The following is a 2,343-nucleotide window of genomic DNA, read 5'->3' on the forward strand; positions in this document are numbered from 1 at the left end:
ACCGCCAGCTGAAGCGGATCACCACCCGGCACAAACCCGTCCAGCCCGGCCGGCACCTGCTCACGCTGCACACGGGGCAGCCTCAAACCCACAAAGGGAGAGACATGAGCCTCACGCTCAACCCCACTTTCTCCCTTACCCGCGCCAGAATGAGCTGGCCCTCGCATTGCGGGAGATCGGTCGCATCGAGCGCACCCTGTTCATGATCGACTGGATTCTCGACGCCGGTCTCCAGCGCCAGGCTCAGATCGGTCTCAACAAGGGCGAGGCCCATCATGCCCTCAAGCGCGCCATCAGCTTCCATCGTCGAGGTGAGATACGCGACCGCTCAGGCGAAGGGCAGCACTATCGTATTGCCGGCATGAACCTGCTCGCCGCCATCATCATCTTCTGGAACACCATGAAACTCGGGGAGGTCGTGGACAGACGCGCCGTGGACGGCATCATCATCCCGCCTGATCTCCTCGCCCATGTCTCACCGCTGGGATGGGAACACATCAACCTCACCGGCGAATATCGCTGGCCTAAATCCTTAGCGTAGGATTTCGCCCCCTCCCGCAAACGACCCCGTGAAGGCCATGAATGCGGTTAGTGCGTGGATGAAGGCGATCGACGCGGAAATCTCACAGAAGGGTTGTGCATCGGGTCGAATTATGAAAAAGTCTGTTTTGTAGAAAAGGACTTTTCATAATCAATAAATGAACCCGATGCAGACAGAGTGTAGCGCAATTGCATATGACTTTCCAGGCTCCTGTGGACGGCGTGTTGTCGCCCATTTTGACGGGGATCGCATGAGTTCGGATGGGGGCGCCATTCTGGTGAAGCAGGCTGATGACATTCTGGGGCTCAGCCGCCGTTTTGCTGCCTGTTTTTGCGATGAGCGGCATCCTGGCTTTATCGAATATCAGGTGGAAGACCTTGTCCGTCAGCGGATCATGGGGCTGGCTCTGGGTTACGAAGACCTGAACGATCATGATGCCCTGCGTCATGATCTGATCTTTGGCCTGGCATCGGACCGTCTGTCAGGACGTCGGGCCAACTGTGCCGCACTGGCCGGCAAATCCACCCTGAACCGGCTGGAGCGCAGTGGCCACAAGGCAGACCGTTACTGTCGCATCATTGCTGATCATGAAGCCCTGGCCGCGCTGTTCGTCACGCTCTTCATGGACCAGCATGACCGCGCGCCTGCCCGGATCATTCTGGATGTGGATGCGACCGATGATCGTATCCATGGTCATCAGGAAGGCCGGGCCTTTCATGGGTATTACGGCCATAACTGCTATCTGCCCCTGTATGTCTTTTGTGGTGATCATCTCCTCAGCGCCAGCCTGCGCACGGCAGACAGGGACCCAGGGAAGGAAGCACTGGCTGACATCAGCCGGATCGTGAAACAGATTAGGAACCGCTGGCCCAGGCTGCGCATCCTCATCCGCGGGGACAGCGGCTTCGCCCGGGACACTCTGATGACATGGTGCGAAGACAACCATGTTGACTTCCTGTTCGGCCTTGCAGGCAACACCCGCCTGTATGACCGGATTGATACACTGTCCACCATGGTCCGTGAGGAAGCCACCAGCACAGGCAGGGCAGCGCGCGGTTTCGCCTCCTTTGACTGGATCACAAAGGACAGCTGGACGCGCCGCAGGCGGGTGGTGGCCAAGGCCGAATGGCGCCATGGCAACCGCTATCACCGTTTCATTGTCACCACTCTGCCGCAGGGAACGTCTGAGCCACGTCATCTTTACGAACAGATCTACTGCGCACGCGGGGATATGGAAAACCGGATCAAGGAATGCCAGATGGATCTGTTCTCGGACAGGACATCGTCCCACACCATCCGGGCCAACCAGCTCCGACTGTGGTTCTCCGCCGCAGCCTATGTCCTGCTGACCGCTCTGCAAAGACTGGCCCTCGGCCAGACCTCTCTGGAGAAAGCAACCTGTGGCACAATTCGCGCACGACTGCTCAAAATCGCGACAGTCGTAAAGATCAGCGTGCGTCGGATTGTCCTGTCCATGCCCGATATGTTCCCTTGCCAGCACGAATTCGCCCTCGCTCATGCACGATTGCGAAGGCTCCGGCAGGCCGTCTGACGAAACAGACAGCGCATAGGCCACATACTCACCGCCAACACTGCCTTCTCAGGCCGTGACGCCCTCACTGCGTTCAGAATCTGCCCGCCAGGACAGAAAACCGTCGGTAAGCCAGATCAGACGCATAGGAAGTCCTGAACAACCAGAAAATGATCCAAAATTACTCCATCTGTGAGATTTCCGCGTCGAGGACACTCCAACGCTGAAGATGACGCCTCAGGCGTATGGGCAAGGGATACGCGAGGAAGGT

The 2,343-nt window shown here is 58.1% G+C and carries 1 protein-coding gene and 1 pseudogene; both read left to right on the forward strand.

Features of this window, described 5'->3' with window-relative positions; all coding sequences use genetic code 11:
• Positions 1-127: 127 nt before the first annotated feature.
• A pseudogene (locus Abin_RS15445) lies at positions 128-541 on the forward strand (Tn3 family transposase); the annotation flags it as partial.
• Positions 542-707: 166 nt separating this feature from the next.
• Entirely contained in the window at positions 708-2,093 is a 1,386-nt protein-coding gene (locus Abin_RS15450) for an IS1380 family transposase (RefSeq protein WP_048848578.1), read from the forward strand.
• Positions 2,094-2,343: the final 250 nt, after the last annotated feature.

Source organism: Acetobacter indonesiensis, assembly GCF_000963945.1.
Classification (GTDB): domain Bacteria; phylum Pseudomonadota; class Alphaproteobacteria; order Acetobacterales; family Acetobacteraceae; genus Acetobacter; species Acetobacter indonesiensis.